This window comes from Streptomyces sp. YIM S03343 (genome assembly GCF_054729195.1).
The window spans coordinates 2548049-2564821 of sequence record NZ_JBPUKX010000001.1 but is presented as its reverse complement, the minus strand read 5'-3'; the positions used below and the strand labels follow the sequence as shown (position 1 = coordinate 2564821).

At 68.5% G+C, this 16773-nt stretch carries 12 protein-coding genes; 10 read left to right on the top strand and 2 right to left on the bottom strand.

What is annotated here, in order from left to right:
• Nucleotides 1-20 precede the first annotated feature (20 nt).
• Nucleotides 21-536: a hypothetical protein gene (locus ACSYGN_RS10855; protein ID WP_460394309.1), complete on the bottom strand. Its 516-nt coding sequence runs from the start codon at nucleotides 534-536 to the stop codon at nucleotides 21-23.
• Nucleotides 537-587: 51 nt separating this feature from the next.
• On the opposite strand from ACSYGN_RS10855, the gene ACSYGN_RS10850 reads away from it, so the two are divergent.
• The 9 genes from ACSYGN_RS10850 (at nucleotide 588) to ACSYGN_RS10810 (ending at nucleotide 10806) form a co-directional block, all read left to right on the top strand.
• Nucleotides 588-788, top strand: coding sequence for a hypothetical protein (locus tag ACSYGN_RS10850; RefSeq protein ID WP_460394307.1), 201 nt, complete (start codon nucleotides 588-590; stop codon nucleotides 786-788).
• A gap of 232 nt (nucleotides 789-1020) precedes the next feature.
• Entirely contained in the window at nucleotides 1021-1467 is a 447-nt protein-coding gene (locus ACSYGN_RS10845; RefSeq protein WP_460394305.1) for a hypothetical protein, read from the top strand.
• Nucleotides 1467-3263, top strand: a complete 1797-nt coding sequence (locus ACSYGN_RS10840) for a WXG100 family type VII secretion target (RefSeq protein ID WP_460394303.1) — start codon at nucleotides 1467-1469, stop codon at nucleotides 3261-3263. The genes ACSYGN_RS10845 and ACSYGN_RS10840 overlap by 1 nt, the downstream gene beginning before the upstream one ends.
• 95 nt (nucleotides 3264-3358) lie before the next feature.
• The gene (locus tag ACSYGN_RS10835) at nucleotides 3359-4564 is read left to right on the top strand and encodes a S8 family serine peptidase (RefSeq protein ID WP_460394301.1); all 1206 of its coding nucleotides are present in this window, start codon (nucleotides 3359-3361) and stop codon (nucleotides 4562-4564) included.
• A 47-nt stretch (nucleotides 4565-4611) separates the two neighbouring features.
• Nucleotides 4612-4950 (top strand): WXG100 family type VII secretion target, encoded by a 339-nt coding sequence (locus ACSYGN_RS10830; protein WP_460394299.1) that lies wholly within the window; start codon nucleotides 4612-4614, stop codon nucleotides 4948-4950.
• A gap of 60 nt (nucleotides 4951-5010) precedes the next feature.
• Nucleotides 5011-5313, top strand: a complete 303-nt coding sequence (locus ACSYGN_RS10825; RefSeq protein ID WP_460394297.1) for a WXG100 family type VII secretion target — start codon at nucleotides 5011-5013, stop codon at nucleotides 5311-5313.
• Between the two features lie 121 nt (nucleotides 5314-5434).
• Complete coding sequence (locus tag ACSYGN_RS10820) at nucleotides 5435-6469, top strand: protein kinase family protein (protein WP_460394295.1); 1035 nt, start codon at nucleotides 5435-5437, stop codon at nucleotides 6467-6469.
• 10 nt (nucleotides 6470-6479) lie between these two features.
• Entirely contained in the window at nucleotides 6480-8666 is a 2187-nt protein-coding gene (locus ACSYGN_RS10815; RefSeq protein WP_460394293.1) for a protein kinase domain-containing protein, read from the top strand.
• A 22-nt stretch (nucleotides 8667-8688) separates the two neighbouring features.
• Nucleotides 8689-10806 (top strand): protein kinase domain-containing protein, encoded by a 2118-nt coding sequence (locus tag ACSYGN_RS10810; protein ID WP_460394291.1) that lies wholly within the window; start codon nucleotides 8689-8691, stop codon nucleotides 10804-10806.
• A gap of 120 nt (nucleotides 10807-10926) precedes the next feature.
• Here the strand turns inward: ACSYGN_RS10810 and eccCa are convergent, their stop codons facing one another.
• Nucleotides 10927-14895 carry a type VII secretion protein EccCa gene (gene eccCa / locus ACSYGN_RS10805; protein ID WP_460394289.1) on the bottom strand — a complete coding sequence of 1323 codons (3969 nt, stop codon included), beginning with the start codon at nucleotides 14893-14895 and terminating at the stop codon, nucleotides 10927-10929.
• Between the two features lie 371 nt (nucleotides 14896-15266).
• Between eccCa and eccD the strand changes: the two genes are divergently transcribed.
• Nucleotides 15267-16772 (top strand): type VII secretion integral membrane protein EccD, encoded by a 1506-nt coding sequence (gene eccD, locus ACSYGN_RS10800; RefSeq protein WP_460394287.1) that lies wholly within the window; start codon nucleotides 15267-15269, stop codon nucleotides 16770-16772.
• The last annotated feature ends 1 nt before the right edge of the window (nucleotide 16773 follow it).

Below are 16773 nucleotides of genomic sequence, written 5' to 3'. Positions count from 1 at the left end.
GGCCGTTTCACGTGTGCCTCTTAATCCTTCTTCTTGTCGCCCTTGTTCTCGTAGACGGGGTTCTTTTCGCCGGGGGCTCCGACCCGTTCGTCGAAACCCGCGTCGAGCGCGTCGATGCTGCTCATCTGGCGCTGGATGAAGGCTTCATCGTTGGCGTGCAGGGCCTTGGTCACCTGCATGTGGTTCGAGATCTGCGCGCACGCGTCCATCAGCGACTTGAGCTGCTCCTCCCACCGGTTCGACACATGCTGGAGCCCAGCCCCGAGGGAGAAGCCCCGCTTCGACAGGTCGCCGGCCGCGGCGTCGCTGGTGGGAACGGCGACACGGGCCTTGTCCCACAACTGGTCGTACAGGTGATGGGCCGCCGTACCGATCTTGACGAGATCCGCGTGACCGACCTTGAGGTCACCTGTCTTGCTCGGCACGACGTACGGTCCGTAGGTCCCGCCGCCGTCGTCGACATGGTTCAACTGCATCTGTGTGGACTGCCGCTCGGCTGCCCGTGCCTTCAGCTGTTCCCACTCGTCCCATGCCATGAGCGAACCCCGTCCCCGTCAGGTAAAGGGCGAGTCAGGTCCGTTGTGTGCATGTTGAGCCGTCCCGGCTGTCAGCCCGTGCCTCAGCCCGGCTGTCCGAGCAAGCCGATGCTCGCGGCCCCCGCAGTCGTGCCCAAGGACGGCGGCTCCCCCTCCGTCGTCGACTGGGGCGAAGTGATCAAGGCCGTCGGCGAGTCCGGGCGGCCGATGGGCCTGGTGCGCGGCGTCTTGATAATTCATGAAAGCACATGAGTACCCGTACTCAGGTCTGCCGACTCCTGCACCCGTAGCCTTGCATTGCGGCAGTGACGGTGCTTGAGGCACAACGTTGTGCGGATGTAGTGCAGTTGGCCGGGCTGTGGCACAGCTGTTGCGTAAGGCGGTTGGGGCTGTCGGAGGAAGTGACTACAGTGATCTCGTTGCGCAAATGAACGCTTGAGGTGTGAGGCTCAGAGCGAGCGACACGAACGGGGAGGGGAGCATCGTGCTTCCTGCGGACATGGTGACGGGCCTGAAGGCCAACGCGGAGACGCTGCTGTCGTTCAAGCAGCGCATCGACAAGTTGCTGGAGGACTTCGAGGGGTCGCCCGGGAGCCCCTCCGAGGTGGCCGCGCTTCGCATCCCCAGGGCATCACTCAGCGGGCACGGCATCGATTTTCACGAGGCTGACGACCTGTTCGATCAGTGTGAGTGGGTGCACAGCGAGCTCACACGACTCTCCAAGCTGCTTGGGATGCAACTCGAGGGCATCGGGATCGCCACGCAGGGCGCGGCGCACAAGTTCACCAACCTCGACGAGGATCAGCGGCGTCGTTTCCATGAGATCCAGATGGAGGTCGGCCGCCAGTACAAGGAAGCCCAGCGGAAGAAGTCCGGTGAAGCCCGGCGGGAGCAGAGCAACACGAGCGGTACTGAGAAGGGGTACAACTAGTGAGCGGGGGCGACAAGAAGCCGAGGCTGACCGACCAGCAGCAGGTCGACCTCCAAGTCGGAGTCATCAACGCGACCAGCACTGTGTCGGAGTTGGCTGGCGGCTTGTTCGGTCACGCCGGTACGCCCGTCTTCGGCACGACGGACTTCGAGAACCACCGACTGAACACCATGATCGATGTGGTTCACAGCTCGAACCCCGCTGATCTGGAACATGCCAGTGAAGCCTTGGGGAAGGCGAGCAAGGCGATCAGCGATGCAGCCACGGCCCTACAGCGGCACCTCAAGTACGCGGGCGAGGACTGGAAGGGCCAAGCCGGCACGGCTTTCCAGGAGTGGGGTGACAACCTCGTCACGCACACTCAAGGATTGGCCGAGTTCGCCGACAAGGCCAAGGTGCAGATCGCGGCTGCCGCCACGGGGCTCGCATCCGTCCGTAGCTCCATGCCGCGCATGGACACCCGCCCCCTCGCCGACCAGAAGAAGCCGACGGAACTCCCGCAAGCCAAGCAGGTCGAGGGCAACAGGGCGTACGACGAGGCCGTCCGGGTTGAGCATGATCGGCAAGAGGCGATCAATCAGATGAATCGCCTGGCGTCGTTCTACTCGGTTTCCAGGGGAGAACTGTCGAAGCTTCAGCCGCCGGCGTTCAAGTCGATGCCGCAAGCGGGGGTGCCAGGCCCCGGTTACAGCCTGACCCCCAGCGAAGCCAGTACAGGCACCCCCGGTGTGACCTCACGTCCCAGCCATCGAGCAGTCACGAGTGACACCAAGCACGTCGACGTGTCCCACGGAGATCCCGCGAGCACTCTTCCCTCCTCTGGACCTCCGCCTGCGGACACGCATGCCGCGCCGCACGACCCGACTCTCCCCACGGTCGGTACGGAGATCAACAGCGTCGACACGCTTCCACCGCACGCTGCGCAACCGCTGCCTGCGGCTCCTGCTTCCACCCCGACGGGGCCCAAGGGACCCTCCGCAGGGACGCTCCCTCCCATGGAGACCGGCACGTTACCTCCTTCCTTTGGTCGGCTGGTCGGGCGTTCCGTCGGACTCGGCGGAGCAACAGGCGGCAAGGGCCCTGTCTCGGCTCAGGGACGCTCCATCACCCCGGAGGAAGGCGCCACTGCTGGAGGCCGGGGAACACGGGGGCCCATGGGACCGTTGGGCCGTGCTTCGGCGGTCGGCCAGGAGGGTGTCCGTGGGCCCGCCTCGGCGACAGGCAGGTCGCCCGTCGGACGAGGCGTCACCGGCGGTATGCCCAAGACGGCGGGCACTGGTCCACGTACCGCTATGCCGATCGGGCGTGAGGGCGGCGTGTCCGGTCGGCCGACGGCGCGGACCGGCCCTGGTCCCACGGGCGCTGCTCGCACGGGTGGCGTGGTCGGCGGCAAACCCGCCCCTGAGGTCGGCCAGAGCGCCACCGGTGCAAGGGTTCCGCGGGGTACCGTCATCGGTGGCGAGGGCTCACCCAGCACTCGTCCGGTGGGTGAAAGGCCAGGCCAGCGTGGGGTCATCGGCCAGAAGACCCCGGCTCTGGGCGCAAGGCAGGGGCAGCCTCCGCGCCGCGCCTTGAGCAACACGGAGGGCGTGGTCGGCGCACCCACGGCTCGGGCCGACGCGAGGGGTGACGAAGCCGCGTCCGCAAGGTCGGGGCTGACACGAGGCTCTGTGGGGCGCCGTGGCCCTGATGGTGCCGCTGACCGGGAGGCGCGACGCCAACAGCACTCTGCCAAGGACAAGAAGCGCTCGCGTGATGACGCGCGGCGCGGTGATGCGCCGTCGGCGACCGACTGACCGAGACGAGCGAGGACGACACAAGCATGAAGTCAGGGACTGGCGTACGCCGCCCCATGCCAGCCATGCTGGTGGCGAGGCGTCCCCGGAGACGTGTGACCATCCTGGGTGGGGTGCTCGGTGCCTTGGCCATGACGTTCGCGGGGCTGGGCCCTGCCGCCGTTGCCGACGAAACCCAGTCGAGACAGTGGTACTTGGATGCGATGAAAGCTCAGGACCTGTGGAATGTCAGTACAGGCAAGGGCATAACGGTCGCAGTAATCGACACGGGAGTGAACGCGGACACCGATTCGCTGAAGGGCCAGGTAATACTCCCAGGCGTTGACGTCACGGGGAAGGCGGGCGGCGCTACCGAGGACTCCGATGGCCACGGCACCTCCATGGCCGAACTGATCGCGGGGACCGGTAAGTCCGGCGGTATCAAGGGGATTGCTCCCGCAACCAAGATTCTCCCAATTCGCACCCCCTATGGCAAGGAGGTGCTGACAAAGGGAAATCTTCTGGCCAAGGCCATTCACGCTGCCGCCGACTCCAATGCGGCGATTATCAATATTTCCGCCGGAACAGATGTCAACGTCAATGGGGGAATTGAAGCCGTACAATATGCCCGAAGCAAGGGCAAGTTGATTATCGCCAGCGTGGGTAACGGCGCCCAAGACGTGAACGACATCGACTATCCGGCCCAGTACCCGGGCGTGGTCGGAATCGCGGCGACTGACGAGAACGGCAACGTGGCCAAGTTTTCGGAGCACGGCGACTACGTGGACCTGGCCTCACCCGGCGTTGATGTGCCGGTGTGGTGCGACAGCACTTTCACGTCGTACTGCGACAAGGCCGCGGGTACCAGCCAAGCCGCCGCCATCGCCTCCGGTTCCGCCGCCCTCATCTGGGCCGCCCACCCCGACTGGACCGCCAACCAGGTCCTTCGTGTGATGATCGACACCGCAGGTCGGGACTGGCCGAAGAACGCCCCGAGCGTCTACCTCGGGTACGGCACGATCCGCCCCGCGCAGGTGCTCCTCAAGGGCAAGGGTGACCCGGGACCCGCTGACATCGATCCCATCAGTAACAGGAAGACGCCGACCGTCTCCCCTGACGCGGACTCCGGTGCCTCGCCCTCCGCTTCCGCAGCAGAGTCGTCACAAGCCTCGAAAACCACTTCAAGCGGTAAGACTTCAGCGGCAGGATCAGCTTCCGACTCCGGTGACACCACGCTGTGGGTGGGTCTCGGAGCCGCCGCCGGAATTGTGGCTGTCGGCGGGGCAGGTTTCGCTGTGCTGCGCTCACGCCGCAGTGCTTGAGCGGCTTTTCGTACACCCACTCCGTTCCCAAATGAAAGGCATGGAAAATGGCAGGACGTCAGAAGGTAAGCGACAAGGACATCGTCGCCCTTGAGAAGGAACTCCTCGACAGGTTCGAGGGAATCAGGGGCCAGCTCAAGCGCCTCCAGGCCACGATCGACGGCCTCGAAGGCAACTGGAAGGGCATCGGAGCCGGCGCGTTCAACGCCAAGCAGACCGAGATCAACGAGCGCATGGTCAAGATCGGCAACATCCTGGCCAAGTTCATCGAGGCGATGACCGAGACCCGGAAGATCAAGGACGGCACCGAGGACGAGGTGCGTGCCCAGGTCCAGAGCATCGACGTGGACCTCGGCGGATCGCACTCGGCGCTCTCCAGCTACTGATCCAGCTGCTCATCGGCAGCGACCCGGACTCATCGACACCTCACGGACAACGGAGCGAACATGGGCGTCAACAACAGCGGTGAGCTGGAAGTCTCGTACGGCAGCCTCGACGAGACGGCCACCCGTCTGGCCAACGAGGCAAGCCAGCTCGAGGCCAGCCTTGAGGCCATCAAGCAGAAGGTCAACAGCGTCTCCGGCATGTGGGAGGGCGAGGCCCACAGTGCCTACACCCAGCAGCAGGCTCTCTGGGACCGCGAGGCCAGGGGCATCCACGAGGCCCTGGTCGCCATCGGCCGCGTCGTCCACCAGGCCGGCGGCGACTACCTGGGCGGCGACAAGAAGGCCGCCAGCTACTACATGTAGTGCCGATCGGCAAAGAGCCGTGGGGGTGGGCACGCACGGGAGGTGCCCACCCCGCGGCATGCCCGTGGCCCTGACCTCCGTCGAGCCACCGGTCATTGCGACGGGAAGAAACAGGACGGGAATGTTGCACGCACATGCCACAGGCGCTGGAGCCGATGGAGGGCGGGGAGGATCGCGCAGAGCCGCAAACTCAAGGCGAATCGGCCCGTACACGCTGATCACAGCACTCGACGATGCCCGCAGCCGGATCCCGGTGCCGGAGCGGCGCTACATCGCGCGCAGCACGGACGGCGAGCATACTGTCCTGCTCGGCATCGCGCTTTCGGGCGCCGACCCCCAGCGCTTCATTGCCGAGGCAGAAGCCTCGCGCTACCTCCTGGGCCCGTTCGTGTCGCCCGTCGCGGCCTTCGCTGCGCCTGGGGAGCCCGCCGCCTGGCACGCCCGTCCCTATCTGCCCGTCCTGCCGCTCCCGACGTCGCTTGCTGTACACGGCGGTCCGCTTCCCGAGCGGACCGTACGCGCTCTCGGCGTCGCCCTGGCCGAATCCCTGGCGATCCTGCATGGCCAGGGACTGGCGTATGGGGGTGTGTCACCGGCGGCCGTCCTGCTCGCTGCGGATGGGCCACGTCTCACCTGCTTCGGAGCAGTGCGAGCTGCCGCCCCGGACGGCACTCCCCGTTCGGGTCTGCCGGGACTCGAGTCGGGCAGCCTTCCGCCGGAGCAGGCGTCCGGTGGGCACCCGCGTCCACTCGGTGATATCTACGCACTCGGCGCGACGCTCGCATATGCCGCGACCGGGTACACGACTCCGGAACGGGACGAGCTTCCGCCGGCACTCCGTACCGTCATCCGCCGGTGTCTGTCACGAGGGCCCGAGGAACGCCCTCAATTGGGTGAATTGATCGAAGAGTTGACGGGTTCGTCCCCGAGTTCCCCGCACCGATCGGCCAACCACCGGGACGAACGCGCCTGCATCGACAGCGGGATCGCGGGCCGTTCTGCCGCCCTGCTCGGCCCCGGCTGGCTGCCCGGCCGTGTGATTGCCGCTCTCGCTCATCAGTCGGCGGCTGTTCTGACGGTCGACCTCGCCGTCGGGCCCGCTGCCGCAGTCCGCTCGCATCTGCACCCGGTGTCCACCACCCATCACCAGAGCTGACGACGACCCCATGCCCTCCCCCCTCACTCACGACGATCCCCAAGCGTTCGGACCGTTCCGACCGATCGCTCGCCTCGGCAGCGGCGGCATGGGCACGGTCTACCTGGCCCGCTCCGTCGGAGGCCGGACCGTCGCACTCAAGACGATGCACGCCGGCATCGCCTCGGACCCCACCTCCCGTGCTCGCTTCCAACTGGAGGCCGATGCGGCCCGGGTCGTCGGCGATCGGTACGGCGCCGGCGTCGTGGACGCGGATGTACGTGCCCAGATCCCCTGGCTCGCCACCGAGTATGTGCTGGGACCGCCCCTCGACAATGCCGTCGAGCTCTGCGGCCCGCTTTCGGAAGCATCCGTACGCGCACTCGGCGCGGCGCTCTGCGGGGCCCTCGACCAACTGCACCGCTCCGACGTGGTCCATCGCGACCTCAAGCCGTCGAACGTCCTGGTCACCGCGTACGGCCCGAAGGTCATCGACTTCGGCATCGCCCGCGCGATCGGCGACGACCGCCTCACCAGCACCGGCTCCGCTGTCGGCACACCGGCGTTCATGTCACCGGAGCAGGCGAGCGGCCAGGAACACACCTCGGCCGGAGACGTGTTCGCGCTCGCCGGTGTGCTCGTCTTCGCGGCCACCGGGCATGGCCCGTTCGGCCAGGGACAGGCTGCGGACCTGCTCTACCGGGTCCGGTACGCCGACCCGGACCTGGGCGACGTACCAGCGGCCCTGGTCCCGGTCCTGGCACAGTGCCTGGACAAGAATCCCTTCCGGCGGCTGACGACGGCGCACCTGGCAGCTCAACTCCACGACGGCACAGGCGAGTTCGCCGATCACCTACCGGACGCCCTGCTCGCGGACATCGCGCGGCGAGCGACCGAGGTCTGGCATATCGCTCCGGAGCGGCTGCCCGCCCCGCCCCAGCAGGCGGACACGCCTACGGCCTCTCCCGCCAAGCTCTCCCGTCGCCGACTGCTGCTGGCAGGGGGCGGTGCCGCGCTCGTGACCGCTGCCGCCGGGGCGGCAGCGTGGGCCTGGAACGAGCGGGGCGGGTCGGAGGGGCAGACGCAGCCCGCCCCCGGGCCGAGCAACAGCCAACTGCCGAGGAAGAAGCTGGACTCGACATGGCAGATCCAGGTCGGGAATCCCCCGATGGAGCTCATCAAGGCGACGCCGCTTGTCGTCGACGATCTCGTCACGGTGATGGCGGACTCTGGTCTCGCAGGCGTCGAGGCGAAGACCGGCCACGTCAGGTGGACTTCCGACCAGGTGCTGCTGAGCTGGCACGTCACGACGGATGGTCAGCGTCTCGTCAGACTGGTGCAGCCGGACGGCGCTGAGGGTCCGCTGCTCCTTACGTCCGTCGACCTTGTCACGGGCAAGGCGAGCGAACCCTTCGCACACTTCACGGACTTCAACGGGGCCATCTATGAGAACCATCTCGTGTGCACCGCGGAAGACGTCGTCTATCTGGTAGCTGGAGAGGGGGACGCTTCCGACGACGGCTTCCTCGCCTCCCAGTCCTGGTCCCTCTGCGCCGTCGACATCAGGAAGGGACGGAGGCTCTGGACCACGCCACTGCCCGCACGACGTTCGGGGACCGCTCGGTTGCATCTCCTCACAGCCCGGATCGTCGACAACCGACTGGTGGCCCTTCAAGAGGCGAACGACGGCTCGGTTCATGTCGTCGTACGCGACACCCGCACGGGCTCCGTCCGCTGGCAAAGGGCGCTCGACGGGGTCAGTCCGGAGCGCATGCGTCGGCCCCTGGCCACGGACGAGCAGCACCTCTACCTCGGCGCCGGCCGATTGCAGGCACTGAGGCTCAGCGACGGCGCACTCGCATGGGACTCCGAGTCGAAACGGCCTGGCCGTACTTACGGCCTCCCGAACGTCAAGGACAGCACCGTGTATGTGGTCGAAAAGGGCCTCGGCCTTGTCACGTTCGATGCGCAGACCGGACAGCCGAAGTGGCAGGAGAAGGGCGGGCAGGGCGCGAAGGCGGACCTGACCGCCGCACCCGTGATCGGTACCGACTACGCCTACAGCAAGCGTTCTTCGGAACTCTGGGAGATCGATCTCTCCTCCCGCATGCCCAGCCGCTCCTACAAGACCACTGGAGACCGTTTCATCGCGCATGAGAAGGCCAAGACGACCATCACGCTGGGCGGCAAGTTCCTCGCGGCCTTCCCGCTGCGATGACGACAGAGAAAGCGATCAGCGTATGAAACCCCTGGGCACCGGCGACCCGGTCCGCCTCGGCCCGTACCGCCTGCTCGGTGTGCTGGGCGAAGGCGGCATGGGCAAGGTGTACGTCGGCCAGGACAACACCGGGAGCGCCGCCGCGGTGAAGGTCCTCCGCCCGGAACTCGCCCACGACTCGGGTCTCGCACAGCGCTTCGTCCGCGAGGCGCTCGCCGCGCAGGCGGTGTGCAGCCCCGGCGTGGCGGCCGTGCTCGGCGCGCAGACCGAGGGCGGGCGCCCGTGGATCGCCACCGAGTTCCTGGCAGGGCCGACGCTGGACCAGATCGTCGACACGCACGGCCCGTTCGACGAGGTGAGGGTGAACGCCCTGGCATCGTCGATCGCGCGCACCCTGCGGGACATCCACGCCGCGGGCTTCGTCCACCGCGACCTCAAGCCGCCGAACATCGTGCTCACTGCCGGCGGCCCCCGGGTCATCGACTTCGGCATCGCACGCCCGGAACACGGACTGACGCTCACCACGACCGGCCAGATCCCGGTGACCCCGGGGTACGGAGCCCCCGAGCAGGTGCTCGGACGGCGCGTCACTCCCGCCGCCGACGTGTTCTCCCTGGGTGCCGTACTCGTCTACGCCGCCACCGGGCACCGCGCGTTCGAGGGCGCTCACGTGGCGGCCGTACAGTACGAGGTCGTCCACGGAGAGCCGCGCTGGGACGGCCTGTCGCCCGCGCAGCACGCGCTCATCGCCCCGTGCCTGGCCAAGGAGGTGGCAGCGCGGCCGACGCCTGAGCAGATCGCCGGGGCGTTCACGGTGCCCGGGAAAAGTGGTGATGTGTGGCGGCGCGGGCCTGTGGGCGATGAGATCAGGGAGCGGGAGCGACACATACGGCTTCTCACCGCGCCCCTGCCGACGACGAGCACACACACCACGCTCAGCAGGCGGCGCTTGCTTGCCGGAGTCGCGGGCGGCGGCACGCTGCTTGCCGCGGGTGGCGGTACGGCAGGCTGGTGGCTGCTGCACGGAACGGCGGCAGAACGCAGGAAAAAGGACCTGTTCACGCTCCCGGTCGCCGTGCAGACTCCCACGGCGCGCCTGCTCTCCGCCGACGACGGCGACTACCTTGTCGGCGAGGCACCGAAAGCCCTGTGGGGGCCGTACGACGTGGTGGCGGACGACTCTCCGTCCCCCGTGCCGCTCCGGGACGTCGTCATCGTGGGTTCGTCGGACGGTGGCATTGCGGCGTTCAATGTCGTTGACGGAAAGCGGCGTTGGGCGGCACCGGACGTGCTGTCGGGGACCCGATACCTCTCGCTCTCCGATCGTCTGGTCGTGGCCGTCGAGTCCGACGGCAAGCTGCGCACCTTCGTCCCGTCCACCGGCGAGCCGAAATGGACAGCGAATGCCGACGCGGCGGATCTGCTGGCCGCGGACGCTGAAGCGGTCTTCGTCGTGACGAAGGACCACCGGCTGCGCAGTGTGGGACGCTCCGACGCCAGGATTCGCTGGACCGCACAGATGCCCGCGAACTTCCGCACGACCCTCTACGCGCGGGGAGCCGTCGACCAGGGGGTGCTTGTGGTCACGACGACCACCGGTCACGCCCTCGCCGTGCGGACGAAGGACGGTCGTCAGGTGTGGTCATTGCGTGACATGGCGAATGAGAGACAGCTTGTCGCGGAGGCTCGGGACGGTGTCGTCTACCTCAATGGGAAGACGCTCACAGCACGCACTATCTCGGACGGCAGACAATTGTGGTCGGCCAAGGCCAAGGACATGTACAAGAAGCCAGCCGAATGGGGTCGCCCGACGCTCACCGCAGACTCGGTTTATGCGTCCGCCGGAGGCAGCGCTCAGCGCGTCGAACTCGTCGGCGGCACGGTGACATGGAAGTCATGGTCGCTGGCCGACGACGAAGCCCCCGTCCTCGTCCAGGGCAGCGGTGCCTGGATGTTCGAGGACGGGCCCGGCAGGGTCAGCACCGACGACATCAACAGCGGTGATGAGATCTGGTCCTTCCATACGTACGACACCAAAGTCTTCGGCAATTCCGGCGACCAGGGCTACGGAATCGCGGCCGACGGCAACCGGGTCTTCATCAGGAACGGCGCCTCCCTGTACGCTTTTCCGGTCTTCTGAACCGCGACGTTTGCGGATCCCTCTCCACACTGGATACCACTCGGAAAACGGCCGATCCGGCGGCCGACACCCGGCCGCCCGGATCGCGAGCACATGGCAGACATTCCGTATTGATCGGCGTCAGTACTCCACATCCACCAACCCCGTCTGCACCAGCGGCCGCCCCCGCTTCCGTGAAACGAACACGCCCCGCCCGGTCGGCATCGGCCGGGGCCGGACCCCGCCCAGGATGTCGCCCTCGTTCGGGTCGCCGGCCAGGACCAGGCCCTGGGCGCCGAGCTCCTTCATGCGCTGAAGGAACGGCTCGTACGAGGCCCGGCTGGCCCCCGCCGAGGAGCGGGCGATGATGAAGCGGACGCCGACGTCGCGGGCGAACGGGAGGAGCTCGGTCAGGTCGCTGAGGGGGTTGCCGCTGGATGTGGAGACGAGGTCGTAGTCGTCGATGACGACGAACACCTGCGGCCCACGCCACCAGCTCCGCTCCCGCAGCTGCTGCGCGGTGACGTCGGCCGTCGGGGTGCGGCGCTGCATCAGGTCGGCCAGGGCGTTCATGTGATGGTCCATCTGGTTGGACATCGGGATGTACTCGGCCAGATGCGAGGCCGGGGTGATGTCCAGCAGCGACCGGCGGTTGTCGACCACGAAGAACTTCACCTCGTCGCCCCCGTACCGCAGGGCGAGCTGCTTGATCAGCAGGCGCAGCAGATTGGACTTGCCGGACTCGCTCTCGCCGAAGATCAGGAAGAACGGGTCCTGCTCGAAGTCCACGAAGACCGGTTCCAGGTTGTCCTCGTCGAGCGCGAAGGCCACGCCCCGCTGCGGCTCGCGGTCGCCGGACGGCAGTTCCAGCGCCTCCAGCTGGCGCGGCAGCAGCCGTACCTCCGGGGCGCCCGGGGCCTGCCAGTGGCGGCCGACCTCGGTGGCCAGGGCCGCGGTGGCGTCGGCGAGGTCCGTGTCGGAGGTCAGGCCGTCGATACGCGGCACCGCGGCCATGAAGTGCAGCTTCTGCGGTGACAGACCACGGCCCGGCACCCCCGTCGGGACGTTCACCGCGACCTTCCGGTCGATCTCGGAGTCCATCGTGTCGCCGAGCCGCAGCTCCAGGCGGTTCATCAGATGGTCCTTGAGATTCGCGCGGACCTCCATGGAGCGCGACGCCGTGATGATCACATGGATGCCGTAACCGAGGCCCCGCGCGGCCATGTCGAGGACCGCGGCCTCCAAGCCCTCGTAGTCCGTCCGGAAGTTGCCCCAGCCGTCGATGACCAGGAACACATCGCCCCACGGCTGGTCGGCGACGGAGATGTCGCCGCGCGCCCGCCGGGCCCGGTAGTCCGCGATCGACGCGATGCCCGCCGAGCGGAAGTACTCCTCGCGGCGCGTCATCACGCCGTACACCTCGGCGACCGTACGCCGTACCCGCTCCGGGTCGAGACGGGAGGCCACGCCGCCGACGTGCGGCAGCCCGGCCACGGCCGCCATGCCGCCACCGCCGAAGTCGAGGCCGTAGAACTGCACCTCGTGCGGGGTGTGGGTCAGGGCGAAGGCGCAGATCAGCGTGCGCAGCAGCGTCGACTTGCCGGACTGCGGGCCGCCGATGATCTGCATATGGCCCGCCGCGCCCGAGAAGTCGGCCCACAGGGGGTCACGGCGCTGCTCGTACGGCTTGTCCACCAGGCCGAGCGGGACGACCAGCCGTCCCGCGCCTTCGTAGCCGGGCTGGGTGAGTCCGCGGCCCTGGACGGCGGTGAGGCCGTGCAGCAGCCCGTCCAGCGACGGCGGGCTGTCCAGGGGCGGCAGCCACACCTGGTGCGCGGCTGGCCCCTGCGCCTCCAGTCTGCGCACGATCACGTCGAGGACCGTGTCGGCGAGCGCGTCGTCGACCTCGTCCGTGCCGGAGTCCGTGCGCTGCGGCGGTACGGCCGCGTAGCTCACCGGCACCTCGGCCGCCGTGAACAGCACCGGCCGCCGGTCCACCGGCAGCGGCCCGCCCGGCAGCGCAGCGTGGGACGTGCCGGTCCGGTAGACACCGGACACATACGCCGCTTTGAAGCGCACCATCTCGTCCGTGCCGAACTTCAGGAACCCGGAACCCGGCACGTTCGGCAGCTCATAGGCGTCCGGGACGCCCAGCGCGGCACGCGACTCGGCGGCGGAGAAGGTACGCAGACCGATCCGGTACGACAGATACGTCTCCAGACCGCGCAGCCGCCCCTCCTCCAGCCGCTGCGACGCCAGCAGCAGATGCACGCCCAGTGAACGGCCGATACGGCCGATCTGCACGAACATCTCGATGAAATCCGGCTTGGCGGTGAGCAGTTCGCTGAATTCGTCGATCACCAGGACCAGCGAGGGGACCGGCTGGAGCGGGGCGCCCGCCGCGCGTGCCTTCTCGTAGTCGTGGATGTTCGCGTAGTTGCCGGCGTCGCGCAGCATCTCCTGACGGCGGTTCAGCTCGCCGCGGATCGAGTCGCCCATGCGGTCGACGAGCGTCAGATCGTCGGCCAGGTTGGTGATCACGGCCGCGACATGCGGCATCTGTGCCATGCCCGCGAAGGTGGCGCCGCCCTTGAAGTCCGCGAGGACGAAGTTCAGCGTTTCGGATGAATGCGTGACCGCGAGACCGAGCACCAGCGTGCGCAGCAGCTCCGACTTGCCGGAACCGGTCGCGCCCACGCACAGCCCGTGCGGGCCCATGCCCTCCTGCGCGGCCTCCTTGAGGTCCAGCATCACCGGCCGGCCGTCCTCACCGAGACCGATCGGTACCCTCAGACGCTCGGCCAGCGCACGCTGCCGCCAGGTCCGCTTGGTGTCCACGGCCGCGGCGTCGCCGAGCCCCAGCAGATCCGTGAATTCCAGGTTCGCCAGCAGCGGTTGGTCGTCGTCCCCGCCCGACGCCACGCGCAGCGGCGCCAGCTGCCGGGCGAGCGCCTCGGCAGACTCGTACGACAGTCCGTCCGGCGTGCCCTCGTAGACCATGCCCTGCCCCGACTCCAGACGCAGGGCGCCGGGCTGTACCACGATGGAGAGGTCGTCCCAGGCGCCCGTGAGCTCACCCGGCACCACCTCGACCACCGTGACGCCCTGGAGGCCCTCCGGCGCGGCGAGCACCGAGCCGGGCAGCAGGGACAGGTCGTCCAGGACGACCACGATGTGCGGTTCGTCGGGCAGCGGCGCCGCGCCCGGGTGGAAACGCGGGCGGCCGGCCAACCGTGACGTCAGCAGGTCCTCCAGCTCCCGCGGATCGGCGCCGATCAGACGGCGGGTGCCCGCGCCGTCCACCGCCCCGGACGCCTGGACGTGCGGCAGCCACTTCGCCCACTCCCAGTGGGGCAGCGCCTCTCGCCCCGCGGCGACGGCGATCACCAGGTCCTCCGGGGAGTGCAGCGAGGCGAGTGAGCCGACCACCGCCCGGGCCGTGGAGCGGACCAGCGCGGGGTCACCGCTGACGGTCACGTGGTAGAAGGCACGCAGCGAGACCGCCATCGGCAGGTGCTCCAGCGTGCCGTGGGCGGCCAGGAACCGCTGCATCGCGCCCGCGGTCAGCGGCTCCAGCTGCTCCACCGGCCCCGTCTCGGGGGCGACGAGCGGAGTGGCCAGTGTCTGCGGGCCCAGGCCGATGCGCACATGGGCGAAGTCCTCGTCCCCCGGCCGCCGTTCCCACACCCGGCTGCCCTCGGCGACCAGCGCCCACAGTTGTTCCGGGGAGGGATGCAGGTAGTACTGGGCGTCGCGCTGCGCCGTAGCCGTCTTCACGGCTGCCTTGCGCGTCTGTGAGAGATAACTCAGATAGTCGCGGCGCATGTCCGCGAGCTGTCCCTGGGAGCCGCGCCGGAAGCGGACGATCATCGCGATCGACATGGCCACCGTCGACGCGATCATCACAAAACCCATGATCTTCATGAACGGCTGTCCGTTCGTGAAGAAGAAGACGACCGAGCCGCCCATGCCGAGTGTCGGCAGCAGCTGCATCAGCACGCTCTCCTGATGCCCGCGCGGCAGTTCGGGCGGAGGCTGGAGAACGACCTCCGCCGTGGGTACCTCGTTGGGCAGCACCCGCGCAGGACGTTTGACGACAATCTGGCTCACTGCTCACCATTCCCTTGCCCGGCCCAGGGCATTCCGCCCGCCGCCCCTGTCCGGCGGGCACAGGCCGCCGCGTGATCCTACTGATTTCACAGCACACCGGTGGGCGGTAAGGTGCCGGATGTTCGCGTGAGCACATGTGAACTCGGCTGGAAAACCACGCATTCCGTGTGATGTGGCATGTGATGTGTCGTCATCCACGGGCGTGGAGAACGGTCGTTGAGAGGTCCCGCTCGGCCCGACGGCGCGGCGCGCGGAGAAACCCGTACAGGACCTTCACCGCACAGATGCGGACGCGGCACATACAGACGTTGCACACCAGACGCAGCACACACAGATGCACCACCACCACTGAGGGGGATCAGAAGGTGAGCATGACGGCCACCGCCAGCGGCGGGTCCGGCACGGGCGCTCCAGCCGCCACCGCGGCCGGGACCGGAGTCGGTTTCTGCCGCGTCACCATCGTCGCGCCCGACAGCCGTGTCGACGTCGCGCTGCCCGACGACGTACCGGTCGCCGACCTCTACCCGGAGATCCTGCGGCTCTCCCGGCAGAGCCCCACCGAGGGCGCCCCGGTCGGCTACCACCTCGTCCGGACCGACGGCACCGTCCTCGAAAGCGCCCGCTCCTTCGCAGCCCAGCGCATCCTCGACGGCGAACTGCTCACCCTGCGCCCCTTCGCCGAGTCACTGCCGCCCGCCGTCTTCGACGACGTCGCCGAAGCCGTCGCGGCGGCCGTGACCAAGCAACGCACCCTGTGGCGCGGTGACCTGACCCGTGCCGCCGGACTCGTCGGCGGCGGCGTCCTGCCGGCCCTGCTCGCGTTCGTGGCCTGGACGGCCGACCCGCGCCACGACATGAACGGCCTGGCCGGCATCCTCGCTGCGGTCGCGGGCACCGTCCTGGTCGTACTGGCCGCGATCCGCGCACGTGTCTACGACGACCGCGGCTCGGCCGTCGCCCTGGGCCTCGGCGCCCTGCCGAACATCGGCGTCGCGGGCAGCGGACTGCTTCCGCTCACCGACGGCCAGGGCATCGGCAGGCTCCAGTTCCTGCTGGCGTGCGCGGCCGTCCTGGTCGCCGCGCTGATCCTCGCCCTGTGCTCGCCGCACGGCGACGGCCCGTTCGTGGCCATGGCGTTCGCTTCCGCCGTCGCCCTGGTCGCCGTCTTCCTCGCGACCCTTCTCGACTGGGCACCCCGCGAGACAGCCGCCCTGTGCGCCCCCATCGCCGTGGGCGCGCTGGCCTTCCTGCCCGGCATGTCCATGCGCTTCGCCCGGCTGCCCATCGGCTTCGACGCCCCGAACACCGCACCCCGCTCCGCCTACGGCACCGACACCGCCCACCACGAACCGGTGGACGCCGAACGCATCGAGGCCCAGGCCCGCCGCGGTCACGAACTCCTCGTCGGCCTCGTCGGAGGCTGCGCGCTGCTCGCCGTGGGCGCCTCGGTGGTGCTCGGCTTCTCCGACGATCTCTGGGCACAACTGCTCGCCCTCGCCACCGGTGTGGCCCTGCTGATGCGGGCCCATCTGTTCCGCTACACCGCCCAGGTCGCCCCGGTCCTGGCTGCCGGCCTCGCCTCCCTGGTGCTGCTGGGCCTGGGCCTTGCTCTCAATCCGCCCGCGAACCTCATGCGGGACGCGCTGGCGGGGGACCGCACCGACCTGGACATCCGCACCATCTGGCTGATCGCGGTCATCGCCGCCGCCGCGGCCCTGGTCACCGCTCTCGGCCTGATCCTGCCGCGCGGCGGGCTCACCCCGTTCTGGGGCCGCTTCCTGGAGATCGCCGAGGGCTTCGTCCTGCTCACCCTCATCCCGCTCACGCTGGCGGTCTTCGACGTGTATGCCACGGCGCGCGCGATGACCAGCAAATGAC

Bases quoted from the DNA above. Each gene is read 5' to 3' on its own strand.
- ACSYGN_RS10830 (WP_460394299.1), top strand. From the start codon at position 4,612: ATGGCAGGACGTCAGAAGGTAAGCGACAAGGACATCGTCGCCCTTGAG.
- ACSYGN_RS10820 (WP_460394295.1), top strand. From the start codon at position 5,435: ATGTTGCACGCACATGCCACAGGCGCTGGAGCCGATGGAGGGCGGGGA.
- ACSYGN_RS10855 (WP_460394309.1), bottom strand. From the start codon at position 536: ATGGCATGGGACGAGTGGGAACAGCTGAAGGCACGGGCAGCCGAGCGG.
- ACSYGN_RS10815 (WP_460394293.1), top strand. From the start codon at position 6,480: ATGCCCTCCCCCCTCACTCACGACGATCCCCAAGCGTTCGGACCGTTC.
- ACSYGN_RS10810 (WP_460394291.1), top strand. From the start codon at position 8,689: ATGAAACCCCTGGGCACCGGCGACCCGGTCCGCCTCGGCCCGTACCGC.
- eccD (WP_460394287.1), top strand. From the start codon at position 15,267: ATGACGGCCACCGCCAGCGGCGGGTCCGGCACGGGCGCTCCAGCCGCC.
- ACSYGN_RS10825 (WP_460394297.1), top strand. From the start codon at position 5,011: ATGGGCGTCAACAACAGCGGTGAGCTGGAAGTCTCGTACGGCAGCCTC.
- ACSYGN_RS10850 (WP_460394307.1), top strand. From the start codon at position 588: ATGTTGAGCCGTCCCGGCTGTCAGCCCGTGCCTCAGCCCGGCTGTCCG.